A 24,144-nucleotide genomic window follows, 5' to 3' on the forward strand; every position below is an offset into this window, starting at 1 on the left:
AACGGGATTTTTGGGGTGTATACTTGTGACAAAGGGTTGCAGGAGGAGGTTTTTGTATGGTTACGTTCTTCATTGCGGTCATCGCATTGGTCGCAGGCTATTTCCTCTATGGGAAATTTGTAGAAAAAGTATTTGAGCCACAACCGAACAAAGTCACACCGGCTATGGCGAATCCGGACGGAGTCGATTACGTCCCGATTTCCAACGGAAAAGCGTTCTTGATTGAACTCTTGAACATTGCTGGTCTCGGCCCGATCTTCGGCGCCATCTCTGGAGCGCTGTGGGGTCCGAGTGTGTATCTGTGGATTGTCGGCGGCACGATCTTTGCCGGTGGTGTCCATGACTACATGTCAGGCATGCTGTCTGTCCGCAATGATGGAGCAAGTATCTCCGAACTTACCGGTAAGTATCTCGGACCGGTGATGAAGAACATCATGCGGGTATTCAGTGTCGTCCTCCTCGTCATGGTCGGCGTTGTGTTCATGGTCGGACCTGCCGGTCTGTTGGCAAAACTGACCCCGGCCTGGCTGGACATCAGAGTATGGACCGTCATCATTCTGGCCTACTACTTCCTCGCCACGCTGCTGCCCATCGACAAGATCATCGGAAGAATCTACCCGATCTTCGGCATCTTCCTGATCGTCATGGCTCTCGGCGTCTCCATCTCCACCATCGCCCATAACGGAACCCGCCCGATGATGGAAATGACGTTGGCCAACCTGTATCCGTCGGCCAGCCAGAAACCGATTTGGCCGTTGATGTTCATCACCGTCGCCTGCGGAGCCATTTCCGGCTTCCACGCAACCCAAGCTCCGATCGTCTCCCGTACATTGGAAAATGAGAAAGACGGCCGGAAGATCTTCTACGGCGCCATGGTCGCTGAAGGCGTCATCGCCCTGATCTGGGCATCCGCCGCCATCGCGTTCTTCTGGAATCAGGATGGAGGATCAACCGGACTGAAGGCACTGCTTGACATCCAGGGTGGCAACTCCAACTCCGTGTATGAGATGTGCATTGGACTGCTCGGCAAAGTTGGCGGACCGATCGCCCTGATCGGCGTCATCGTCTGCCCGATCACCTCTGGTGATACTGCCTTCCGCAGCGCCCGTATGGTGATCTTCGACTGGTTCAAGATGGATGAGAAAAAAATCAAGATCAGATTGTCCGTCGCCGTTCCTCTTCTGTTGATCGGCTACGCCATCTCGTTCATCAACTACAGCGTCGTCTGGAGATACTTCTCTTGGTCCAACCAGACGCTGGCCATGATCGTACTGTGGGTCGCCGCCGCGTACTTCGCAACCAACTACGCCAACAAGAACAAGTGCTGGATCGCTGCGGTTCCCGCCACGTTCATGTCGGCAGTGAGCGCAACCTATCTGATGTACGCTCCGGAATGCTTCAACCTGGGAAGGCTCGGGATGAAGGGCATCACGATCTCCTACACCGTAGGCATCATCGTCGCCGCCATCTTCCTCTCCATCTTCCTTGCCACCATCTATCGCCATCCGGCGGAGAGTCTGGCTCGCCAGAAGCTGGTTGTCCTGCAGAGAAAGGAATCGGAAGTCGCGTAAGCTTGGTTCACGAAAAAACAGGGTCGCCCACATGGACGGCCCTGTTTTTTCTTGTGCGAAGGATGATCAATAGTTGACCAGATTGTAGTTCTCGATCGCCTTGTTGATCTCTTTGACCATCCCGTCCAGCGTCTGTTGGGCGTTCAGTTCCTTGTTCGCCAGCCGGGCGATGTACTCCTGGTTGATCTGCCGGGCCTGGGAGAAGACGGACAGAAGGGCACCGGCGTACTGCGGCTTGGATGCGTGCAGCTGGTCCAACGCCACCTGGAACTGCGGGTATTTCGCCACGTTGTCCTTGAACGTCTGGGTGGACTGCGCCGCCACCGTTACCGGGAAATACCCCGTCTTGGAATTCCAGAACGCCTGGTTTTCAGGATTGACCATGTATTTCAGGAATTCCCATGTGGCATCCATCCGCGCTTGATCCTTGGTATCCATCATCCACAGCGAGCCACCACCGACGGACACGCCGCCGATGTCGTCCTTGTTGATGGACGGGAAGTATGCGACACCCAGCTCGAATTTGTCCCCGATGTTGGTGAGCAGGGACTTCAACGCGGCGGTGCTTTCCAGCGTCATGGCGATATCACCGCTGATGAACGCCGCTTTGGCGTCGTTGTTCCCCTGGTTGAGGTACGGCATCACCCCGCTGGAGAGCAGTTTCTCCCAGGTCTGCACGATCTGCAGCCCCGCCCCGTTGGAGTCAAAAGCCACCGCCGTCGCCGGCTTGGCGCCACGTCCGTTGTTGTTGTTGGCGTACTGCTTGCCCATCTTGCCGATCCACTGCTCGAAGAACCAGCCATAGTTGCCCATGCCGAAGCCGTAGCGCTTGACGGTTCCGTCGGCATTGGTCTGTTTCAGCTTGGCGCTCATCGCGATGATGTCGTCGAAGTTCTTCGGCACGTCGGTGATGCCCGCTTCCTGCAACGCCGTCTTGTTGTAGTACAGGATCGGGGTGGAACTGTTGAACGGCATGGAGTACAACGTCCCATCCACCGTATAGTACGCGGCAATGTTCGGCTCGATCTGGCTGACGTCATACTTCGTCTTGTTGATGAACGTCTGTACCGGAGTGATCCATCCGGAGTCGATCATGTACCGGGTGCCGATGTCGTACACCTGGATGATGTCACACGGATAGTTTCCGCCGGAAGCCTGGATCTTGGAGAACTCATCATCATAACTGCCCTGGTACTGGGCCGTCACATGAATTTTCCCCTGGTAATCCTGGTTGAACTTGTCTACCAGCTGGTTCATCGCCTCCCCGTTGACGCCACCCATGGCGTGCCAGAAGGTAAGCTCCACCGGTCCGGAAGGAGCGGCGGCCTGCGTGACCGTCTCCGAGGAACCGGCCCCAAAAACCATCGAAGCCGAAAGTACGGCGACCATGGCCAACAGATACCATTTTCTCATACAGCACCTCCAATGTGCTCTCAGCCCTTCACCGCGCCTGCCATCAGGCCGTTGATGAGCTGTTTGTTCAGAAATACGAAGATGGACAAGGAAGGGACGACGACGATCACCACGCCTGCCATCATCAACCCAAGGGACTCCGCATCGACGTCGTACAGCATCGAGATGCCGATCTGCACCGTGCGGAACTGTTTGGAATTGGTCACCAGAAGCGGCCACAGATACTGGTTCCACGTCATCAGGAACTCATAGGCGCCCAGCGCTCCCAGCGCCGGTTTGGACAGCGGGATGACGATGGAAAGCAAAAACCGAAGGTCGGAACAGCCATCCAGCATGGCCGCCTCATGCAATTCCTTGGCGAAGGTCAGATAGTACTGCCGAAGCAGGAAGATCCCCATGGCGCTGGTCAGGTACGGGATGATCAGGGCGGAATAGGAATCCAGCATCCCCCACCCGCTGATCGTCAGGTAGTTGGCCACGATGGTCACTTCTCCGGGCACCATCATCGTCGCCAACACCAACAGGAACAGCACCCGCTTTCCCTTGAACTCCAGGAAGGCGAAGGCGAACGCCGCCAGGGAGCAGGTGATCATCTGGCCCAGCATGACGGAGACGGAGACGATGAACGAGTTGAGGATCATCCGAAGGAAGTTGTAGTACGGGTTGGTGAACGCCTGGATGTAGTTGGCCCAGCTGATCGCGCTGGGAAGCAACCGGCTCTGGTAAATCTCATCGGCAGGCATCACCGAAATGGCGAACGTGTACAGAAGCGGCACCAGAATGATGGAGAGGAGCGGAATGTTCAGCAGAAGCAACTTGACGTTCCACGGTTTATGTTCACGCATCAGTACGACACCTCCCGCTTCTCAAAGCGGAACTGCACCAACGTGATGCACAGGATGATGAGGAACAGGACCACCGAACGGGCCGCCGCCGCGCCGAAGCGGAAATTGCGGAACGCATCCTTGTAGATCGACCAGACCATCACGTTGGTGGCGTCTCCCGGACCCCCTTCGGTGAGCAGCTTGATCTGGCTGAACGTCTGGAACGCGCCGATCACATCGATGATCACCTGGAAGAACAACGTCGGGGAGATGCAGGGAAGCGTAACGGAGAACAGCCGTCTCCAGTACCCCGCGCCATCCACCGCTGCGCTGTCATACAGTTCCTTGGGAACGTTGCGCAGTCCCGCGCTGATGAAGATGAAGTTGATGCCGCACTGCAGCCAGATGGTCAGCATCGCAATGCTTACCAGGGCGTACCGCCGGTCTCCGGTGAAGTTGATCCGTGTCCCCAGCAGCGTGTTGATCAACCCGTTGGTCGGATGGAGGATCATCCGGAACGCCATGGACGCGGCGGCGTTGGCGATGGCCACCGGCATGGCGTACACCGCGCTGATCACCCCGGATCCCTTGTACGAGGACTCGGTCAGCAGACTGGCGACGAGTCCGACCAACAGACCACCGATGGTGACCATCACGACAAACTGGAAGGTCACTCCCATTCCCCGCCAGAACGACGGGTCGGTGAACAATGTGACGTAGTTTCCCCGGGAAGTGAACCCCACCCAGAGTTTCGGTTTTCCGTATTTGTCCGTCAGAAATCCGCTCAACCAGATGGTCCGGAAGAACGGCAGGTACAGGAACAGGATGAACACCACCGTGGCGGGAAGAAGAAACAGATACGGCTCACAGATGGTTCCAAGGGTTTTTCGTTTGGTTTGCACGGCCCCATCGTCCAATACCAAGATGAGAAAAGTGAAAAGGATTGATGAAAAAACGATGAAACCGAAACCTTGAGGGAATTTCCGTTTGACGATAAGCTGAGAAAGGCATGGAGGTTTTCATGGACCAAATCATCACGTCTCTTCTGGAAACGGACCAGTACAAGTTCAACATGGGGCAGGTTGCCTTTTCCCAATTCTCCTCGATGATCACCACATGGCGGTACAAGTGCCGAAACGAGGAGGTGCGGTTCACCCAAGAGATGTGCGATGAGATCAACCACCAGATCGACCGGTACTGCACCCTCACGTTCTCCAAAGACGAACTGAAACAATTGAAAGGAAAGATCCCCTGGCTGTCCCAGAGCTACCTGCAGTACCTCAGGCTGTGGCATCCGCTCCGTGACCAGATCCACTGCGCGTTGGCAGAAGACGGGAAGCTGGACCTCTCTGCCGAAGGACCTTGGTGCCAGACGATCTACTACGAAGTGCCGCTGCTTGCCATCGTCAACGAAGTGTACTTCCGCTACGCCTACCCCTCCACTGAGTACCAGAAGCTGGTCGCCTCCCTGTACCAGCGTCTGGAGGAAAAGATCCAGGCGCTGCATACCGGCCAATATGTCATCGGGCCCTTCTCCGAATTCGGCCTGCGCCGCCGTTTCAGCGCCCAGACCCAGTACGACATCGTCAAAACATTCGCAGAACGGGGAAAAGAAGGATACCTGGGAGAGAGCGTGTTCGTCGGCACGTCCAACGTCTACCTGGCCTGCCAGCTGGGCATCAAGGCGATCGGCACGATGGCCCACGAGGCCATCGAGGTGATCGGCCAAGGAGATCCTTCCCGCAACCCCGCCTACTCCAACAAGTTCATGATGGACGCCTGGCACCATGAATTCGGACTGCTCAACGGCATCTACCTGACGGACTGCATCGGAACCCGATGCTGTCTGCTGGATCTGGATGATACGGAGTGCCGCCTCTGGGACGGTTTCCGCCATGACAGTGGCGATCCCCTTGCCTGGGGAGAGCTGATGCTCTGCCACCTGCAGGAGCACCACATCGACCCGAAGACCAAGACGCTGCTGTTCTCCGACAACCTGACCTTCGAGCACGCCTCCCAGCTGTACGCGGCGTTCAAAGGCAAGGCAAAGCTTGCCTTCGGCATCGGCACGTACATCGCCAATGACACCGACGTCCCACCGCTCAACCAGGTGATGAAGATCATCAAGGTCAATGGCAACCCGGTGGCCAAGCTGTCCGACACGCCGGGAAAAACGATGTGCGAGGATCCCGGATACGTCGATTACCTGCACCGGGCCATCGCCTGGCGTCTGGCCCACGAGGCGGGCACGCCATGTTCCTGATGATCGGCGTCACCCAGCGGAGAAAGGATTTCCCCTACGCCCAGCCGATCCAGTGCGCCGTCTGCGGCAAGTTCGGCCGCTACCAGGTGTTCATGACCTACTCCGTCCTCCTGCTGTTCTTCATTCCCTGCTTCACCTGGGGACGGAAGTACTACGTGCAGACCAGTTGCTGCGGCACGCTGTACCAGCTGGACAGCGCGGTGGGGGCCGCCATCGCCCATGGGGAGGAAGTCCCTATCCGTCAACAGGACTTGACGATCATCGGAACGGGGCCGAAACACTGCCCCTCCTGCGGATCCGAGGTTCCCGAAGACGCCAGCTACTGTCCGCATTGCGGGACAAAACTGTAAATCAGGGTAGCCACAAACCAGGCAAAACCGTACACTGGAGCCATGTACCACGCGCCTAACCGCAGCTATCCCGTCGGAGTGCTGTTCAAACGATTCAGTCCCTATCTTCTCCGTTACAAATGGTTGATGATCCTTGACCTGTTCTGCGCTTTTCTCACCACCCTCTGCGACATCGTCCTTCCCAAGATCATGAGCTACCTGACCAACTCGGCGGGATCATTGACCGTCGCCATCGTGGTGCGGATCGCCACGCTGTACGGCGTGCTGCGGATCATTGACGCCGTGGCGAACTTCTACATGGCCTCCCAAGGGCACATCATGGGGGTCCACATCGAGACGGACATGCGGCGCGACGCGTTCGACCACCTGCAGCAGATGAGCTACACCTACTACGCCAACACCAAGATCGGGCAGATCATGGGGCGGATCACCAACGACCTGTTCGACGTGACGGAGTTCTCCCATCACTGCCCGGAAGAGTTCTTCATCGCGTTCGTAAAGGTCACGGCATCGTTCGTCATTCTGCTTCGGACCAACGTCGTCCTGACGTTGATCGTCTTCGCCTGCGTGCCCCCGATGATCATCGTCTCCACCATCCTCAACCTGCGCCTGCGCGACGCGTTCAAGGTGCAGCGCCACCAGATCGGGGAGCTGAACGCATCCATCGAGGACAGCCTGCTGGGGGAGCGTGTCGTCAAGGCGTTCGCCGCGGAAGACGCCGAAAAGAAGAAATTCGAGGAAGGGAACAAGCAGTTTGCAGATACCAAGACGAAGACGTACTATTCCATGGCTGCGTACTCCACCTCCACCCGGCTGTTCGACGGCCTGATGTACCTGGTGGTCATCACCTCGGGAGGTTTGTTCCTGCTGAAAGGAAAGATCAACGCGGGAGACTTGGTCGCCTACGTGCTGTACGTCTCCACCCTGATCCTCACCATCCGCCGCATCGTCGACTACGCCGAGCAGTTCCAGCGGGGCATGACCGGCATCGAGCGGTTCCTGCAGATCATCGACGCCCCGGTGGAGATCGTCGACGCGCCGGACGCCAAGCCCATTGTGGTCACCCATGGGGAAATCGTCTTCCAGCACGTATCGTTCGAATATCCCGACGACCACAACAGGGTGCTGCGCGACGTCAACCTGACGATCCACGGTGGGGAGAACCTCGCCTTGGTCGGACCGTCCGGTGGGGGCAAGACCACGCTGTGCAATCTGATCCCCCGTTTCTATGATCTTACCAGCGGCCGCATTTTGATCGACGGCCAGGACATCAAGGGAGTGACGCTGAAGAGCCTCAGGCAGTCCATCGGCGTGGTCCAGCAGGACGTCTACCTGTTCAGCGGCACGGTACGGGAGAACATCGCCTACGGCAAGGAGGGCGCCACGGACGAGGAGATCGTCACGGCGGCCAAGCTCGCCGGCGCCGACGGATTCATTTCCCTCCTTCCCGACGGTTATGAAAGCTATATTGGGGAGCGTGGCGTCAAGCTCTCCGGAGGACAGAAACAACGCATCTCCATCGCCCGGGTGTTCCTGAAGAACCCACCGATCATTCTGCTGGACGAGGCGACCAGCGCGCTGGACAACGAAAGCGAGATTCTGGTGGACCAGAGTCTGGAACGCCTGTCCCACGGACGGACCACGCTGACCATCGCCCACCGTCTGACCACCGTCCGGCACGCCGACCGGATCCTCGTCCTGGGCAAGGAAGGGATCGAAGAGGAAGGCACCCACGACCAGCTGCTGGCCAAAGGCGGCGTGTACTACCGCCTGTGGAACGGCGTGCTTCCCGACGCATGAGGAAATGCGCCTTCGCATCCCAATCTCCCGTTTCCTTGTTGTTCCACACCGGCAGATGAGGTTTTCCCAAAAAAGATTTGACAGCGCCCCCGAAGGGGGGATACAGTGTTGGGTATAAAATAAGTGGAGGCATTATGGCCACAGTACAACTCAAGCACATCAGTAAGGTGTACGAGGGCGGAGTGAAGGCTGTCAACGATGTCAACATCGACATCAAAGACCAGGAATTCGTAGTTCTGGTCGGACCTTCAGGCTGCGGGAAGTCAACCACGCTGCGTATGATCGCAGGTTTGGAAGACATCACCAGCGGCGAGCTCCTCATTGACAACAAGGTTGTCAACGAAGTTCCCCCGAAGGACAGAGACATAGCGATGGTATTCCAGAACTACGCTCTGTATCCGCACATGACCGTCTATGACAACATGGCGTTCGGTCTGAAAATCAGGAAATTCCCCAAGGAAGACATTGACCAGCGGGTCAAGGAAGCGGCGAAGATCCTGGAGATCGAAGAGCTGTTGGACAGAAAGCCGAAGGCTCTCTCCGGTGGTCAGCGGCAGCGTGTCGCAGTCGGACGGGCAATCGTCCGTAAGCCAAAGGTATTCTTGTTTGACGAACCTCTGTCCAACTTGGACGCGAAACTTCGTGTCCAGATGCGGGCTGAGATTTCCTCCCTGCACAACCGTCTGAAGGCGACGATGATTTACGTCACCCACGACCAGGTCGAAGCGCTCACCATGGCGGACAAGATCGTCGTCATGAAGTTCGGCGTCATCCAGCAGATCGGCGGACCGCTCGAACTGTACAACGAGCCGCAGAACAAGTTCGTCGCCGGCTTCATTGGCTCTCCTCCGATGAACTTCCTGGAGACCAAGGTGGAGAAGGATGGCGAAGACGTCTACGTCAATGAAGGCTCCTTCCGTCTGAAAGTGTTGCCTGAGCAGGCGCAGTTCCTGACTCCGTACATCGGCAAATCCGTCGTGTTCGGCATTCGTCCGGAGGATGTGACCTTCAGCAAGGATCCTCAGGATGGACTGACGATCAACGGACACGTCAGTGTCGTCGAGCCGCTCGGTGCCGAGACGCACGTGTACGTCGCCACGTCCAAAGGCCAGGTGATCGGCCGAATTGATCCGAAGCACACCATTGCGGTGGACACCAAGATCTCCCTGATCCCCGACATGCATAAGGCAAAGTTCTTCGATGCCGATACCGAATTGGTCATCGGAAGCAAGAAACCGTTGATGGCCCCCACGGTAAAGCAGGGCGAGAAAACGGAAGACTGAGTTCCGGTCACATACAAAGAGAGCGGGCTTTTGGCCCGCTCTTCTTTTTTGTGCGTCCGTTACAGCTTGAACGCTTTCTCGATGTCAGGAATCGCTTTGGCTGCGGCCTTGGCGTATGCCGTCGCGTCAGCGCCCTCGGGCAGATCCTTGCTGATCATCTTGTCGATCTGCTCGGCCTCCACCATGGACACCTCCAGGCCATGAGCCCGGAACGTCTTCTGCATGCCCCGTGTCTGGCCACGATGCATCATCAGCCGTTTCATGAAGTCCGCGTCGTTCAGCAATTCCTTCAGTTTCGCACCATCCATACCAATGCCCGTGTAGAGAAAGAGGTGGTCACTCGCAGGCTTCTCCGAAACCATTCGGAATGGTTCACCCGACTTCCAATCTACACATACAAAGATACACAATCTGTATGGAATCCGTGTGACGTTTATTTTTTCTGTTTTTTGTTTGTGTCGTTTGTAAAGATTGCCCGGTAGGCAATCTCCTGGGCCTTCTGGATGGCATCCTCACTGATGCCGAACAACGTGCTCTCCTCGGACGACCCATAGTTGACGAACGCGACCCGAACGCCGGCGGCCTTCAGCGCGTCACACACCCGGGAGACCACTTCCGGATGATCCGGGGAGCCCTGCCCCACCACGCCAAGGATGGCATAGCCATGATCGACCGTCACCTCATCCAGGCTGAACTCCGATTTCAATCGGGCGCACATCGTCTTCAGAATGCTCTCGCTGGCCAGTTTGGAATCGAAGAACCAGACCACCGAATCGATGCCGAACAGGGAGAACGACGGCCGGACGCCGAAGACCTGCATCAAGGTGAGCAGACCATGACGGATCCCGCTCTTCTTGAACAGCATCAGCTTGCGTACCGAAAGCCGGCTGAAGCCGCCCTTGGCCGAAACCCCAACGATATCATCGCCGTCCCGAGTGGGGACGATCATCGTACCGGAATCACTGGGCGCGTTGGTATTCTTCACGTTGATGGGAATGGAAGAATCGTACACCGGTGCGATGGCTTCCTCATGGAACACCCCCGCTCCGACACCGGCCAGCTCCCGCACCTCACGGTAGGTCATCGTGGAGACGACATGGGCATCCGGGACGATCCGGGGATCGATGGAGAAGACACCGGAGACATCCGTCCAGTTCTCATACACCTCCGCCTGGCACGCCCGGGCGAAGATCGAACCGGTGATGTCCGAGCCACCCCTGCTGAACGTCCGCACCTTGCCTTCGCTGTCCGAGCCATAGAAGCCAGGGATGATGTATTTCTTTTGGGGATCCATCACCGTCTGGATGTTCTGGTAGGTGACCGGGTCGATCGTACCGTCCGCCTTGATGATGACGACGTTCTCCGTATCCAGGAATTCCCAGCCAAGATACTTGGCGATCAAGCGGGCGTTGAGATGCTCGCCACGGCTTGCCGCGTATTCCGCTCCATAGCCGGCATCAATCTTCTGCCGGATGTTCTCCATAATTCCCTGGAAGGAGGTGATGTCCATCTTCAGTTCGGTCAGGATGGACAGATACCGGTCGGCGATCTGACCAAACACTTCACGGCTGGACATGCCCATCTGCACCGCCTCGTTGCATTTGTACAGCAGATCGGTGACTTTGGCGTCCCCTTTCATCCGTTTGCCGGGAGCGGAAACCACAACTACGGTCCTCCGGGCATCCGCCTCAATGATGGACTTCACCTTCTTGATCTGGTCTGCCGAAGCGACGGAACTTCCACCGAACTTACAAACGATCATACGCGTATCCTCCAGGAAACCACCAGCATTTTAATTCGATGGGCGCATGCATGTCCACCACTCCATTGACAAACCGGTGGCCAACCAGTACAACAAAGGCACATGCCTGACATTTCCACCTCTAAACCAGAAAACAAAATGGGCGTCATGCCCGTTCCACGTCTTGTTATCTCCATGTCGACGCCCATCATGCTTTCCATGCTGGTCCAGGCCTTATACAATATCGTCGACTCGATCTTCGTCTCCATGCAGAGCGAAATGGCCTTGACCGCCGTCTCCCTTGCCTTCCCCGTCCAGAACCTGCTGATCTCCGTGGCAGTCGGAACTTCGGTCGGAATGAACAGCCTGCTGTCCCGCAAACTCGGTTCAAAGGAACGGGATCTTGCCGAACGCTGCGCATCCAACGGCATCACCCTGGCCTTCCTCAGCTGGGTGGCGTTCGCCGTGGCAGGCTTGCTGTTCTCCCGCCCATTCTTCTCTCTGTTCACCGATGACCCCCAACTGGTGTCCATGGGTGTCGTCTACACCAAGATATGCATGGTCTTTTCCCTGGGATGCTTCATCGACATCATGTGCGAACGGATCATGCAGGCCACCGGAGACACCATCCATCCGATGATCGTCCAGATTTCCGGCGCGGTGACCAACATCATCCTCGACCCGATCATGATCTTCGGCCTGTTGGGTTTCCCCGCCATGGGGATCACCGGAGCGGCCATCGCCACAGTGATCGGACAGCACGTCTCCTGTCTCCTTGCCCTGTACTATGTCCGGAAGAACCATGAAGTGGAGATTCGGCTGAAGGATCTTCCTTTGGAACGCAACACCGTCAAGGGGATCTACGCCGTCGGAGTGCCGGCCATCGTGATGCAGTCCATCGGAACGTTGATGACCACCGGCTTCAACAAGATTTTGATCTCCTACGGCACCAGCGCCGTGGCGGTCTTCGGCGTCTACTTCAAGCTGCAGAGTTTCGTCTTCATGCCGGTCTTTGGGTTGAACAGCGGCATGATCCCCATCATGGGGTACAACTACGGAGCCAAGCGGCCCCAACGGATCCTGGACACGCAGAAGACCGGGCTGAAGATTGCCTTGGCGGTGATGGCCGCCGGATTTTTGGTCTTCTCCCTGTTCCCCCACACGCTGCTCTCCTGGTTCAACGCATCCGAGGAGATGTACCGGATCGGAGAGATCGCCCTGCGCAAGGTTTCCATGTGTTTCCTGTTCGCCGGCTTCTCCATCGTGCTGATGAGCCTGTTCCAGGCAGTTGGTGACGGCTACCTGTCCATGATCATCAGCGTGACCCGACAGTTGGTCGTCCTGCTTCCCGCCGCCGCCATTCTCTCCCGCATCGGAGGGCTTGACGCCGTCTGGTACGCCTTCATCATCGCCGAGCTGGTCTCCTTCGTCCTGACCATCCTGTTCTACCGGATGGAATACCGGAGGAAGATCAAACCGCTGTACCAGGGCGCGCGTTGATGACCGCCTGCTTCTTTCTGATGTCCGTGCGCTTCTCCTGACCCATCATTTCCCCCACCAACGTCCACAAGGCATCCCCGCCATCCCGCTCCCCGGAGAGAGGAAGCAGAAACGCTTTGTCCTGGGTGACGTACAGATAGACGCATCCCCAGTTACGATAGGCGTGCCAGACCTTGTCCCAGGAATAAGTTGCTTGTTCCGTTGCGTTCCGGACCTTGATGCCCTCCGGCTCCTTCTCCAGCTGGACGGTGTACACCACCCGGGGAGGATCAAGCTGCTGGAGCCGCACCTGTTTGGAGAGCGAACGGAAAAAGGTGATGAAGTACAGCACCGGCATCCCGCATCCGACGACAAGAAGCACGCTGCCCAACAGCACCGCGCCATCAATGGAATGAAACAGAAAGCAAACAACGGCCGCCGCAGACATGATCACGGCGAACAGCACCGGGCTTTTCCAGTATTTCCGCCGTGAGAGAATATCGAATTTGGTGAAGGTGCGGAACGTTTGTGCATCCAGAAGTGTCGTGATCGTCATGATGCAAGCGTAGTGGCTTTTTTGAAAAAACGCAAACCCTTGCGAGAGAAAACCGAGGATGCTATGCTCGAACAGAAGGAAAGCCATGTACTTGCGACTGCACCAACATATCAGCCTTTTTTCCCGTATCCTTCTGTTCCTGGGGGCGTTTCTCATCTCCCTCGCCATGCAGATGGCGCTTGAGTCGTACCAATCCACCACCATTTTCACCCCGCTGAGGGAACGTACCGGCAACATCCAGGTGATCAGCCAGTTCCTCAACCAGAACAAGGAAACGACCAACCTGTACGCCCAATTCCGATGGGAATACGGGGATGTCGCCCAATTCTCAGCCAGAGCAGGGAAAGCCACGCCAAGGAAACAGCATATCTGGATACCATCCAGGACCAAATTGATGAGATCGGACGCCAGCAATACCTGTTGGTCGTCGCCATCAAGGAGACGTTCCGATCCTTCTCAGACCTGCATGACCAGATCCAGGAACTACTGCTCAACGGAAACAAACGCAAGGCGGAAGACCTGTACTATGACGAGTTCGTCCCATGCGCGTCGTACCTGTCCTCCTATACCCAGCAATTACTCATCCAGGCCATCACGGACAACCAGGCCTTTTACTCGGCATTGATGCGACGAAACACGCTCCTCAGCCAGATACGAAACCTGTTTCCTGGGCATCGTCATGGCATTCGGCACCATTCTGGTCATCTCCCTGCTGGGCATGCTCCGGCCAATCCAGGAACTGAGCAAACGGTCCCATGAGATCGGGCAAGGAATGTTCGACACCCCCGATGTGGATGAATCCCGCAGCGATGAGATCGGAGACATGGCCAAGGCGTTCAACGCAATGAAACGTTCCATGAAACGACAGGTCTCCTTGCTGGAGGAACAAAACAGGATCAAAAGCGCACTGTACCAGAAGAGACCGAGGCACTGGGGCTCCAGAACCTGTTGGAGAAACAGAAACTCCAGACGCTGCGCAGTCAGGTCAACCCCCATTTCCTGTTCAATACGCTGAACGTCCTGATGTACCGCGCCAAGGAAGAGCACGCAACATCCACCGCGCAGATGCTCCGCTCCCTCTCCACCCTGTACCGCTATGCCACGACGAACGACACACCCCAGGTCCCGCTTTCCCGGGAACTGCAGATCGTCACCTCCTACGCATCCCTCTGCGAAGCCCGGTTCGGAGACCGCATGCGCTTCACTCTGATCCTTCCCAAAGAGATCGATGTCACCGAAGTGATGACCCCCCCGTTCATCCTCCAACCCCTGGTGGAAAACGCTTTCAAACACGGACTCACCCCGAAGGAAGGACGCGGGACCGTACAGGTAGCGTGGGTACGGACAACGACATGCTGCACCTTTCCGTACAGGACGACGGCATCGGTATGGATCGTGCCAGTCTGGACGCACTCAGACAAAACCTGTACCATGCGGCGACGGAAAGCGAGCACGTCGGTCTTGCCAATGTCGCGTCGAGGCTCCGTCTGCAATGCCCACAAAGCCAGTTCCACATTTCCTCCGCACCCGGGGAAGGCATGACGGTGGAGATGTGGCTTCCCTTGGTGTTCGCCGATACGGCGCAAGCCGAAGGAGAGGAAGCGGAATGATCAAACTGTTGGTCGTCGACGACGAATTCATCGAACGGAACATCCTCGCCCAGATCCTTACCACCCACTACCATGGTGACGCGTCCGTCCAGTGTGTGGAAAACGGACGGAGGGCGGTCGACGTAGCGAATCTCTGGACCCCAGATGTCGTGTTGATGGACATCGAGATGCCCGGCCTGAACGGCATCGAGGCATCCCGCAGAATCCTCAACAACCATCCCGCCACGAAAATCATCTTCATCACCGCATACAGCCTTTTTTCCTACGCCCATGAAGCGGTGAAGCTCGGAGTGACGGACTACATCCTCAAGCCGGTGGAGGACGAAGCGGTCATCCAGGCGGTCGAACAAGCACTCAGGCAATTGGAGGCGCAACGACAATTGGAAGGATTCGCCCAGGAAGCCAATCGGATGGAAGCCGGAGACGGGACCGAACGCGCCGCCCAGCTCATCGCCAAAGTGCAAAAATACCTCAAACAAAACTACATGCGCTATGATCTTTCCCTGGAAAAGGTAAGTGACCTGTTGGGCGTCAACGCATCCTACTTGTCCGTACTGTTCAAAAAATACACCGGGGTGAACTTCGTAACCTACGTCACCGATCTGAAGATCAACGTGGCCAAACGGTTACTGGAGGATCCCCTCCGGCCGGCAAACGAGATCGCAGGCATGGTCGGCTATGAAAGCGCCAGCTATTTCACCCGGGCGTTCAAGAAACGAACCGGCATGACCCCGACGGAGTACCGTCAGTCCCACCCGGAGGAAAGCTGATGCGTAGAATCCTTCTGCTTTGCCTGATTCCGCTGGCCTTCCTCGCAGGATGCGCAAAATCCAAGCAAAATTCCACACCCCAGGTGATCCTCCGTTATGCCGACAACCAACCCCAGGACCATCCGGCGACCAAAGCGGCCCGATACTTCGCACAACTGGTCAAGGAACGGACGGAAGGGAAAGTGGATGTCCAGGTGTACGCCGAAGGAGAATTGGGAAACGAAGCCAACGTCCTGGAACAGATCCGCTTCGGCGGCGTGGACATCTCCCGCTTTTCGTTGGGGACGTTATCGGCAAGCGATCCGCAATTGGGCATTTTGATGCTTCCCTACCTGTATCGGGACGCGGATCATATGTGGAATGTGCTGGATGGAGAGATCGGTGAGAGGTTTCTCTCCGGCTTTTCTGTCTTCAATGCCGTTGGGCTGTGCTGGTTTGACGCCGGGGCGCGGAGCTTTTACACCCGTAATCCGGTCAACACGATGGCGGATCTGCAAGGCTTGCGCATCCGGGTGATGGAAAACGCCCGGATCGCTTCGTTCGTCAGCACCACCGGAGCCATTCCCGTCCAGCTTCCCTACAGTGATGTGTATGCGTCACTGAGGATGATGAACGTTGACGGGGCGGAAAACAACATGCCAAGCTACGTCGCCATGCGGCACCTTGAAGTGGCGCCGTATTTTCTGAAGAACGAATACCTTCGTATTCCGGAAGTGTTGGTGATGGCCACCTCGGCGGAACGGAGGGTCACCGAAGTCGATCCCGCCTTTGTGGACATCATCAGGGAATGCGCCAAAGAAGCAGGGTTGTATGAACGCCAGCAGTGGACCATCGCCGAACAGAACGCGTTGTCCGCGATGCAGGATGCGGGATGCGTCATCACCGTTCCGGACGCAACAGAAATGGCGGCGTTCAAGGCGGCGATGCAGATTGACACCGCCTCGTTCTCCGATGAAGAACGCAACCTTCTGAAGCGCATCCAACAGGAAGGCACCTGATTTTCCTTTTTCTTTGATTGATAGCACATTTTTTCACTCTCGCTTGCCGGATGGAAAAACCGAGCGTAGAGTATGCTGTCTGCAACAAAAAATCACCGGTTTTGCATAAACCGTGGACTGACTTCAGGAGGAAGAAATGAAAAAAGTTGCGCTTGTATCCGTTCTGTTGCTCGCCATGCTGACCAGCGTCTTCGCTGGTGGCGCCAGTGAAACGCCAGCCCCAGCGGCTGCCCCCCAAGTCATCCGGGGATGTATCCCAAGATCCCAAAGTGACGCTGGTCTATGCGGAAGTCAACCCGCTGGACACCATCGTGGGGAAAACGGGATCGTACTTCAAGGAACAGGTGGAGAAACTCTCCGGCGGTTCCATCACCATCGACATCCAGGCTTCCGGTGTGCTTGGTTCGGAGAACGATGTCCTTGACGCCATTCTGGGTGGATCGACGTCCATCGACATCTCCCGTATCTCTGCGTTCGCTCTGACCAGCTATGGCGCAAAGAAGTCCATGCTGCTTTCCGTTCCGTTCACGTTCGAGAATCGCGCCCATTTCTGGAAGTTCGCCAATTCCGACCTCGCTCCGCAATTCCTCAATGAGCCCCAGGAACTGGGCCTGCCCATCAGAGGCATCTTCTACGGCGAAGAGGGCTTCCGCCACTTCTTCACCAAGAAGCCGATTGCCGGCATCAACGATCTGAAAGGCATGAAGCTCCGTGTTTCCCAGGATCCCGTCATGACCGGTATGGTCAAGGGTCTTGGAGCTTCCCCGACGGTCGTTTCCTTCGGCGAGCTGTACTCCGCCCTGCAGACCGGTGTGGTTGACGGCGCCGAACAGCCGATCGCCAACTACAAGTCCAACGCCTTCCAGGAAGTCGCCCCGTACCTGATCCTCGACGGTCACACGCTCGGCGCCATCCAGGTGGTCATCAGCGACAACGCGTGGAAGAAACTCACCGCAGCCCAGCAGAAAGTGCTGATGGATGCCGGCAAGTTGGCCCAGGCGTACAACGCGGAGATCAGCGAGAAAGCGGAGAACGATGTGCTTGACCAGCTGAAAGCCCAGGGAATCCACGTCATCGACGTGACGGACAAAACCCCGTGGCAGAAAGCTTGTGCCGCCGTCATTGAGGCGAACACCAAGGATCAGGCCGCGCTGTATCAGCAGATCAAAGACCTGAACAAGTAAGAAGATTCCCAACGGGAGGGATGCGACGGCACTCCTCCCGTCTTTCTTGTTCGGGACGGTGTCGAATACGTCCGGGAAACCGGAACTGTCGGTACCGTCTCTTTTTCGTGAATGCACACTGTTTGCAAGGAGCAAATCCATGCCAAAGTTTTTCCAGACAATGGACAAAATCAAACCGGTGTATGACTGGACGTACCGGATTTTTTTGGTGATCTGCAAAGTATTGCTGATCGCCGACATCCTGATCACCTCATACGCCGTGGCGGGACGCATGCTGCACCAGTACGTACCCTTCCTGAAGGATCCCGCGTGGTCCGAGGAAGTCGTACTGACCTGCATGGCCTACATGGCGGTCATTTCCGCGGCACTGGCCATTCGGCGCCAAGCCCACATACGGATGACCGCGTTCGACAAATACATCCCACGGACCGGACTGTTCGTGCTGGATATCATCGCCGACATCGGCGTCTGCATCCTGGGGCTCGTGATGCTGATCGTTGGTTGGAGATACGCCCGGACCATTGGAGCACGGGGAACCTACGTCTCCATGCCGTGGCTGAGCAAATTCTGGATGTACGTCCCCGTTCCACTGGCCGGTCTTGCCATGATCGTCTTCGAAATGGAAGCGATCTACAACCACATCAAGCACTTCGTGCTGAACGACCAGCCCACCCGAGGAGGAAACTGAAATGGCAGGAAATACATTGGCGACCACCGTACTGTTGGTCAGTTTCTTCGTCATGGTGTTCATGCGTTTTCCCATCGCGTATGCCGTAGGACTCTCTTCAGTCCTCTGCATGTTGACGTTGGGACAGAACCTCAATGACGTCTGTCGTCTGATGGTCAAGGGGATCAGCTCCTTCTCCCTGATGGCTGTTCCGTTCTTCATCACCATGGGTGTGCTGATGGGTTCCGGCGGCATCTCGAAGAAGCTCATCGCACTGGCCAACGCCTGTGTCGGCTGGATGCGTGGAGGATTGGCCCAGGTGAACATCGTCGCCTCCTACTTTTTCGGAGGAATCTCCGGTTCCGCCGCCGCGGACACCGCATCGCTGGGAACCATTTTGATCCCGATGATGGTCGACCAAGGCTACGACGCCGACTTCTCCACCGCTGTCACCATCACCTCATCCTGCGAAGGACTGCTGGTCCCTCCCAGCCACAACATGGTCATCTACGCAACCACCGCCGGTGGAATTTCCGTCGGCAGCCTGTTTTTGGCAGGATACCTGCCCGGCGCGCTCCTTGCCGTCTCACTGATGATCGGCTCGTACATCATCTCCGTCAAACGGCACTACCCCAAAGGGAAACCGTTCAGCATCACCTACTTCTTCAAGCAGTTGCTTGATTCGATCTGGGCGCTCGCCGCGGTGATCATCGTCGTGGTCGGGGTTGTTTTCGGGGTGTTCACCGCCACGGAATCAGCCGCCATCGCCGTCATCTACTCGTTGATCGTCTCGGTGTTCATCTACAAAGGGCTTGATTGGAAGGGCGTCTGGCATGCGTTGGAGGACTGCGTCAACACGCTCTCCATCGTCCTGATTCTGATCGCCACCTCCGCCGTATTCGGCAACTGCCTGACGATCCTGCACATCCCTGATCTTGCCGCCAAAGCGATTGTATCGCTCACCAGCAACCGGATCGTGCTGATCCTGCTGCTCAACCTGATCCTCCTGGTGCTGGGATGCATCATGGATATGGCGCCGATCATTTTGATCGCCACCCCGATCCTGCTGCCCATCGCTACGAAGATCTGCGGGCTGGATCCCATCCAGTTCGGTGTCATGATGATTCTGAACTGCGGTATCGGCCTGCTCACTCCACCGGTTGGAGCCGTTCTGTTCATCGGTTCCGCCGTCGGCAAGACCCCGATGGAAAAGGTAGTCAAGGCAACCCTGCCGTTCTACCTCTGCATGATCATCACGTTGCTGCTGATCTCGTACATTCCGTCGATCAGCATGCTGTTGCCCAATCTGGTCAATGGCTGACACATTTCCTCTAGTGGGATGATGGCGCCGGGTTCCGGCGCCATTTCTTTTGTCCTTAGCGCGTCTTCTCCCGTGACACTTTGATCACCGAGAGGGCAAGGAACACCACACAGAAACAGCCGAGGATGATCAGGCTTTCGCCCGCTCCCGTCACGTGGCCATCGAAGCGGTACACCACCCCCATGTACTCCTTGAAGGAGAGGGCCGCATCCTCTGGGGCGCCAGCAAACGAAGCGGCCATCGGATCCTTCAGCATCACCTGACGGAACAGGGCCGCCGAATGGGATGGCGGGAACAGCTTGACCACCCACTGGATCCCGGGAGGAAGCTGTCCCGATGGGCAGATAGATTCCGGTGAGGAATCCGATCAACGTCCCGATGATGGAACTGGCCGTGGAGAACGCGTTGGGGCTGGAGAAACAGGAAACCAGAAAAAACAGGAACACCGTATTGGACAGGGTGGAAAACAGGATCAACCCCAGCGTTTGGACGAGCGCCACCCCAGAGAGAAAAGCCCCGCCCCGGAGGACGATGTACAGCTCGGCAAGCACCAGCGTGGCGAGACTCATGATCACCCCGATGACGAACGAACTGATCACGTATCCCCCGACGATGCTGCTCCGTTTCAGCGGGGAAAAGATGATGTCCTTCTCAATCTTCTTCGCTTTATCCTCCACCATGGTGTCGAAGGCACCCATCGTCGTGGTGATGGACGCCACGGACAAGAGCCCCGCCATGATCCAGGTATCCATCAACGTGCGGACATGGGGGATATCCGCCATGTTCCCCACCCAGGCGTCCCCCAAAAACAGCACGTACAGCCCGATGACGATCAAGACAGCCAACAGGGAGAAAAACACCGTGGCCCTGTCACGGAAAAACACCAGCAGATTCCTATGCACCAACCCGTTCATTCCCGCATCTCCTTCCCAAACACCGACAGGAACACGTCATCCATGCTTCCCGCAACCACCTCGAACCCTTCAAGCATGCCGGAGATTTGATCCAAAATCGGCAAGGCATCCATCGTTGAGGCAAGGGAGACCTCCACCCGACCGCCACAGAGACGTTCATACCGTACGGAGAGCCCATCCAGCCGAGCGCACACCGCTTCGGCATCCTTGGCAAACAACATCAAGCGGTCAGTGGTGTACCGTTCCTTCAACTGTTGGGGCGTGCCCTGGGCGATGATTTTCCCATGGTCGATCATCACCACCTGGTCAGCCAGCGAAGCCTCTTCCATGTAGTGGGTGGTGAGGAACACCGTCATGCCGGTCTTTTTCTGGAGTGCCGTGATGGTGTCCCAGACGTTCCGTCGGGTCTGGGGATCCAGGCCGGTGGTCGGTTCGTCCAGAAACAGGACCTTCGGGGCGTTGGCCAACGCCCGGGCGATGTCGCACCGGCGCCGTTGGCCTCCGGAGAGTTTGCCATACGGACGGTCCAGCAGATCGCCGACACCCGTCGCCTGCACCGCCATCTGGATGTTGTCCCTCAACACCTCACGGGGCAGACCGTAGAACGAACCGCGAATCCACAGGTTCTCCTTGACGGTCAAAAGATTGTCCAACAGGCTGTCCTGGAATACCGCGCCGATGGAGGAGCGGATCAACGAATCCTGCGTCCCCAGCGTGTATCCTGCGATCTTGGCGCTTCCTCCATCGAAAGCGGTGAGTGTGCAGATCATGTCGATGGTGGTGGATTTCCCCGCCCCATTGGGACCGAGGAACGCGAACAGGCTTCCCTGTGGTACGGAGAAGCTGATGCCGTCCACCGCATGGATGGTGCCGAATGTCTTGCGAAGTGAGGAAACGGTGATGATGGGCTCCAACGCGACGCTCCTTCCTTCTGGTGAAGGTCGCCCGGATTGTACCATTACCCTCAAAAACGACACAACAGGAATCATTGCGGTGATCTTTGTAAAATTGATGAAAAACACAACCGACCGCAACGGTGAGCAAGGATTTCCCCACGAAAAAAGCATGCAAAACCAGAGAAAACGCATCCCCTCCGGTCAAAAGATTCCACCTGCTTGCATGGGGATTCAGCATGGGGGAGTAGCCGATTCGCAAAAAAAGTACGATATTAAGAGGAAAGGGTATACCTCGAGGAGGGTGTTTCTTTCTCTTCCCGAAGCAACCCCGCCATGGGAGGCATAACATGAACATGGAACAATATGAACGGATGCGGTCTGGAAAAGGATTCATCGCTGCGCTGGACCAGAGCGGCGGGAGCACCCCGAAAGCATTGGCAGGCCTACGGAATCGACCACAGCGCCTATTCCAACGATGAACAGATGTTTGCTCTGGTGCACCAGATGCGCACGCGGATCATCAAGAGCCCTGCGTTCACCTCGAAGCATATCCTCGGAGCCATCCTGTTTCGAGAACACGATGGACCGGAAGATTGATGGCCAGTATACAGGCCGATTATTTGTGGAACGTCAAAGGGATCGTCCCGTTCCTCAAAGTGGACAAAGGTCTGGCTGATGAAGCGGACGGCGTCCAGCTGATGAAACCGATTCCCAACCTGGACGAACTCCTGAAGAAAGCCAACACCCGTTCCATTTTCGGAACGAAGATGCGCTCGGTGATCAAAGCGGGCGAATCCGGATGCCATCAAGGCGATCGTCGACCAGCAGTTTGAGATCGGCAAGCGCATCATCGCCGCCGGCTTGGTGCCGATCATCGAACCGGAAGTGGACATCAACAGCCCGGACAAAGCGGAATCGGAGAACCTGCTCAAGGCGGAGATCTTCGCCCAGTTGGCAAAGCTCGGCAAGAACGACAAGGTCATGCTGAAGATTTCCATCCCGACGGTGGACAATTTCTACGCCGACGTGATGAAGGATCCCCACATGGTCCGTGTCGTCGCACTGTCCGGTGGATACAGCCGTGAGGATGCGGATGACAAACTGACTCGCAACCATGGCTTGATCGCCAGTTTCTCTCGCGCCCTGTCCGAAGGCCTGAAAGCCCAGCAGAGTGACGATGAGTTCAACGCCATGCTGGATGGCTCGGTGGATTCCATCTACCAGGCGTCCATCACGTAACGGTTCGTTGTCCCAATCGGCCACCCCTCATGGGGTGGCTTTTTTGTGCCCTGGTGCGTTGTTTCTTTGCCCCGTTTTCCGCTACACTCTGGCACAATGAGCCAAGCCATGCGCATCGGAATACTGACCAGTGGCGGGGATTGCCCGGGACTCAACGCGGTGATCCGGGGATTCGGGAAATACGTCGTCAACCAGATGAAGGACGTACAACTCATCGGCATCGCCGATGGCTACGGTGGGTTGATCAACCAAGAGTACCGGGAACTGAAGGAAAGTGATTTCTCTGGCATCCTGACCGTCGGCGGCACCATTCTGGGAACCAGCCGGCAACCATTCAAGACGATGACCATCGAAGACCAGCACGGTACATCCAAGCTGGAACAGATGGTGCAGAACTACAAGAAGATGAACCTGGACCTGCTGGTGACCTTGGGAGGGGCGGGGACCCACAAGACGGCCGCTCTCCTCGCCTCGGAAGGATGCAGGATCATCGGGCTTCCCAAGACGATCGACAACGACATCTGGGGGACTGACGTCACCTTCGGCTTCCACACGGCGGTGGATATCGCCACAGGAGTGTCTGGACCGGATCCATACCACGGCGGAGAGCCATGGCCGGCACGATGCTCGTCGAGTTGATGGGCAACAAGGTCGGCTGGCTTACCCTGTACGCCGGCATAGCCGCCGGGGCGGACATCATCATCATCCCGGAAATCCCCTATACCCCGGAGATCGTCGCCAAAGAAGTGGTCAAACGGAGGAACGCCGGCAAGGCGTTTACCATCATCGCCATCGCCGAAGGCGCCAAGACCGTCGAGGAAGCGAAGATGAAGAAGAACGAACGGCAGGCCAAACGGAACGCCGAAGGCACCGTCTCCTCCGCGCTGGCCCAGTACATCAGCGAGAAGACCGGCGTGGAGACCAGGGTGGTCGTCCCCGGCCATCTGCAGCGGGGAGGAAGCCCTTCCGCCTATGACCGCGTGCTGAGCACCGAGATGGGCAACTTCGCCGGTCAGCTCGCCCAGGACGGCATCTCCGGGGTGACGGTGGCCATCAACGGGCCCTCGCTGACGTACAACGCCCTGATGGACATCGCCGGCAAGACGAAGTTCGTACCAGAGGACAATTTCCTGATCAAGACTGCCAAAGGAATGGGTGTTTCGTTTGGCGACGGAATCCCCTACCACCGGCCTTGAATATCGATTTCACACTTTTTTCATTGGTTTTGTCTGTAAGAATCGGTATGGTCGGGATACACTGTCTCT

Annotated in this window: 25 protein-coding genes and 1 pseudogene; 18 read left to right on the forward strand and 8 right to left on the reverse strand. The window is 56.9% G+C overall.

Going from position 1 to position 24,144, the window contains the following annotated elements:
* Nucleotides 1-56: 56 nt before the first annotated feature.
* On the forward strand, nucleotides 57-1,571 hold the full coding sequence (locus LKE28_08690) for a carbon starvation protein A (GenBank protein MCH3908294.1): 1,515 nt from the start codon (nucleotides 57-59) through the stop codon (nucleotides 1,569-1,571).
* A gap of 66 nt (nucleotides 1,572-1,637) precedes the next feature.
* Here LKE28_08690 and LKE28_08695 read toward each other — a convergent pair whose 3' ends face one another.
* From LKE28_08695 to LKE28_08705, 3 genes are read right to left on the reverse strand one after another with little or no spacing between them, the layout of a single operon-like run.
* Entirely contained in the window at nucleotides 1,638-2,984 is a 1,347-nt protein-coding gene (locus LKE28_08695) for an ABC transporter substrate-binding protein (protein MCH3908295.1), read from the reverse strand.
* A gap of 20 nt (nucleotides 2,985-3,004) precedes the next feature.
* A complete protein-coding gene (locus LKE28_08700) occupies nucleotides 3,005-3,829 on the reverse strand; it encodes a carbohydrate ABC transporter permease (GenBank protein MCH3908296.1) in 825 nt (274 codons plus the stop codon).
* Entirely contained in the window at nucleotides 3,829-4,710 is an 882-nt protein-coding gene (locus tag LKE28_08705) for a sugar ABC transporter permease (GenBank protein ID MCH3908297.1), read from the reverse strand. The genes LKE28_08700 and LKE28_08705 overlap by 1 nt, the downstream gene beginning before the upstream one ends.
* A 119-nt stretch (nucleotides 4,711-4,829) precedes the next feature.
* Here LKE28_08705 and pncB point away from each other — a divergent pair, with 119 nt between their 5' ends.
* The 4 genes from pncB to ugpC all read left to right on the forward strand — a co-directional run bounded on the left by pncB (nucleotide 4,830) and on the right by ugpC (nucleotide 9,504).
* A complete protein-coding gene (gene pncB / locus LKE28_08710; protein MCH3908298.1) occupies nucleotides 4,830-6,071 on the forward strand; it encodes a nicotinate phosphoribosyltransferase in 1,242 nt (413 codons plus the stop codon).
* Complete coding sequence (locus tag LKE28_08715; protein MCH3908299.1) at nucleotides 6,062-6,421, forward strand: zinc ribbon domain-containing protein; 360 nt, start codon at nucleotides 6,062-6,064, stop codon at nucleotides 6,419-6,421. The genes pncB and LKE28_08715 overlap by 10 nt, the downstream gene beginning before the upstream one ends.
* 42 nt (nucleotides 6,422-6,463) lie before the next feature.
* Complete coding sequence (locus LKE28_08720) at nucleotides 6,464-8,221, forward strand: ABC transporter ATP-binding protein/permease (GenBank protein ID MCH3908300.1); 1,758 nt, start codon at nucleotides 6,464-6,466, stop codon at nucleotides 8,219-8,221.
* A 134-nt stretch (nucleotides 8,222-8,355) separates the two neighbouring features.
* On the forward strand, nucleotides 8,356-9,504 hold the full coding sequence (gene ugpC / locus LKE28_08725) for a sn-glycerol-3-phosphate ABC transporter ATP-binding protein UgpC (GenBank protein ID MCH3908301.1): 1,149 nt from the start codon (nucleotides 8,356-8,358) through the stop codon (nucleotides 9,502-9,504).
* Between the two features lie 59 nt (nucleotides 9,505-9,563).
* Here ugpC and LKE28_08730 read toward each other — a convergent pair whose 3' ends face one another.
* Complete coding sequence (locus LKE28_08730) at nucleotides 9,564-9,812, reverse strand: hypothetical protein (protein MCH3908302.1); 249 nt, start codon at nucleotides 9,810-9,812, stop codon at nucleotides 9,564-9,566.
* Between the two features lie 125 nt (nucleotides 9,813-9,937).
* Complete coding sequence (locus LKE28_08735) at nucleotides 9,938-11,266, reverse strand: aspartate kinase (protein ID MCH3908303.1); 1,329 nt, start codon at nucleotides 11,264-11,266, stop codon at nucleotides 9,938-9,940.
* A gap of 174 nt (nucleotides 11,267-11,440) precedes the next feature.
* On the opposite strand from LKE28_08735, the gene LKE28_08740 reads away from it, so the two are divergent.
* On the forward strand, nucleotides 11,441-12,745 hold the full coding sequence (locus LKE28_08740; GenBank protein ID MCH3908304.1) for an MATE family efflux transporter: 1,305 nt from the start codon (nucleotides 11,441-11,443) through the stop codon (nucleotides 12,743-12,745).
* On the opposite strand, the gene LKE28_08745 is transcribed toward LKE28_08740, so the two are convergent.
* A complete protein-coding gene (locus LKE28_08745; GenBank protein ID MCH3908305.1) occupies nucleotides 12,717-13,280 on the reverse strand; it encodes a YcxB family protein in 564 nt (187 codons plus the stop codon). The two genes, LKE28_08740 and LKE28_08745, sit on opposite strands and share 29 nt — an antisense overlap.
* Nucleotides 13,281-13,580: 300 nt before the next feature.
* Between LKE28_08745 and LKE28_08750 the strand changes: the two genes are divergently transcribed.
* The 7 genes from LKE28_08750 to LKE28_08780 all read left to right on the forward strand — a co-directional run bounded on the left by LKE28_08750 (nucleotide 13,581) and on the right by LKE28_08780 (nucleotide 19,830).
* Entirely contained in the window at nucleotides 13,581-14,039 is a 459-nt protein-coding gene (locus tag LKE28_08750; GenBank protein ID MCH3908306.1) for a hypothetical protein, read from the forward strand.
* Nucleotides 14,040-14,228: 189 nt separating this feature from the next.
* Nucleotides 14,229-14,822, forward strand: coding sequence for a histidine kinase (locus LKE28_08755; protein MCH3908307.1), 594 nt, complete (start codon nucleotides 14,229-14,231; stop codon nucleotides 14,820-14,822).
* Between the two features lie 64 nt (nucleotides 14,823-14,886).
* Entirely contained in the window at nucleotides 14,887-15,660 is a 774-nt protein-coding gene (locus tag LKE28_08760) for a response regulator (protein ID MCH3908308.1), read from the forward strand.
* The gene (locus LKE28_08765) at nucleotides 15,660-16,658 is read left to right on the forward strand and encodes a TRAP transporter substrate-binding protein (protein MCH3908309.1); all 999 of its coding nucleotides are present in this window, start codon (nucleotides 15,660-15,662) and stop codon (nucleotides 16,656-16,658) included. The genes LKE28_08760 and LKE28_08765 overlap by 1 nt, the downstream gene beginning before the upstream one ends.
* Nucleotides 16,659-16,864: 206 nt before the next feature.
* Entirely contained in the window at nucleotides 16,865-17,842 is a 978-nt protein-coding gene (locus tag LKE28_08770) for a TRAP transporter substrate-binding protein (GenBank protein ID MCH3908310.1), read from the forward strand.
* Between the two features lie 139 nt (nucleotides 17,843-17,981).
* Complete coding sequence (locus LKE28_08775; protein MCH3908311.1) at nucleotides 17,982-18,530, forward strand: TRAP transporter small permease; 549 nt, start codon at nucleotides 17,982-17,984, stop codon at nucleotides 18,528-18,530.
* A gap of 1 nt (nucleotide 18,531) precedes the next feature.
* Nucleotides 18,532-19,830: a TRAP transporter large permease gene (locus tag LKE28_08780; protein ID MCH3908312.1), complete on the forward strand. Its 1,299-nt coding sequence runs from the start codon at nucleotides 18,532-18,534 to the stop codon at nucleotides 19,828-19,830.
* Here LKE28_08780 and LKE28_08785 read toward each other — a convergent pair.
* Both LKE28_08785 and LKE28_08790 read right to left on the reverse strand, forming a co-directional pair.
* A complete protein-coding gene (locus LKE28_08785) occupies nucleotides 19,746-20,744 on the reverse strand; it encodes an ABC transporter permease (protein ID MCH3908313.1) in 999 nt (332 codons plus the stop codon). The two genes, LKE28_08780 and LKE28_08785, sit on opposite strands and share 85 nt — an antisense overlap.
* Nucleotides 20,741-21,658 carry an ATP-binding cassette domain-containing protein gene (locus LKE28_08790; protein ID MCH3908314.1) on the reverse strand — a complete coding sequence of 306 codons (918 nt, stop codon included), beginning with the start codon at nucleotides 21,656-21,658 and terminating at the stop codon, nucleotides 20,741-20,743. The genes LKE28_08785 and LKE28_08790 overlap by 4 nt, the downstream gene beginning before the upstream one ends.
* Here LKE28_08790 and LKE28_08795 point away from each other — a divergent pair.
* The 5 genes and pseudogenes from LKE28_08795 (at nucleotide 21,645) to LKE28_08815 (ending at nucleotide 24,075) form a co-directional block, all read left to right on the forward strand.
* Nucleotides 21,645-21,986 (forward strand): hypothetical protein, encoded by a 342-nt coding sequence (locus tag LKE28_08795; GenBank protein ID MCH3908315.1) that lies wholly within the window; start codon nucleotides 21,645-21,647, stop codon nucleotides 21,984-21,986. The two genes, LKE28_08790 and LKE28_08795, sit on opposite strands and share 14 nt — an antisense overlap.
* Nucleotides 21,987-22,003: 17 nt before the next feature.
* Nucleotides 22,004-22,237, forward strand: a complete 234-nt coding sequence (locus tag LKE28_08800; protein MCH3908316.1) for a hypothetical protein — start codon at nucleotides 22,004-22,006, stop codon at nucleotides 22,235-22,237.
* The gene (locus LKE28_08805) at nucleotides 22,237-22,473 is read left to right on the forward strand and encodes a hypothetical protein (GenBank protein MCH3908317.1); all 237 of its coding nucleotides are present in this window, start codon (nucleotides 22,237-22,239) and stop codon (nucleotides 22,471-22,473) included. The genes LKE28_08800 and LKE28_08805 overlap by 1 nt, the downstream gene beginning before the upstream one ends.
* A gap of 31 nt (nucleotides 22,474-22,504) precedes the next feature.
* Nucleotides 22,505-22,879: a hypothetical protein gene (locus LKE28_08810; GenBank protein ID MCH3908318.1), complete on the forward strand. Its 375-nt coding sequence runs from the start codon at nucleotides 22,505-22,507 to the stop codon at nucleotides 22,877-22,879.
* A 108-nt stretch (nucleotides 22,880-22,987) separates the two neighbouring features.
* Nucleotides 22,988-24,075 (forward strand): annotated as a pseudogene (locus LKE28_08815) (ATP-dependent 6-phosphofructokinase).
* Nucleotides 24,076-24,144: the final 69 nt, after the last annotated feature.

This window comes from Sphaerochaeta sp. (genome assembly GCA_022482495.1).
In the GTDB taxonomy this organism is placed as follows: Bacteria; Spirochaetota; Spirochaetia; order Sphaerochaetales; family Sphaerochaetaceae; genus RUG023.